1 protein-coding gene is annotated in these 247 nt (G+C 63.6%); it reads right to left on the bottom strand.

Annotation, left to right across the window (positions count from 1 at the left end):
* The coding region (locus AC0IW9_RS31560; protein ID WP_471652229.1) for a hypothetical protein at positions 1–247 on the bottom strand (247 nt) is incomplete at both ends.

The following is a 247-nucleotide window of genomic DNA, read 5'->3' as shown; positions in this document are numbered from 1 at the left end:
GTCCTCCTGCACGTTCTTGCCTTCAATTCGCGCCATGCGGGTATAGAGCAGCGTTCTGCCGTCCGCCCAGTTCACCTGATCGCTCCACATCGGCGTCAGCACATCGTCCAACCGCTTGCCGGTCGCGACGTCATAGATGTAGCTCGCACCGATCTCGCTACCGCCCTTCGACAGCTGAACCACGACGAAGCGGCCGTCCGGCGGCGCCTGATAGGTCCCGATCGCGGCATCCTTGCCGGGATCCACC

This window comes from Belnapia sp. AC561 (genome assembly GCF_979252845.1).
Note: the sequence above shows the minus strand (reverse complement) of the source record. Positions and strands in the feature narration are given on the sequence as shown.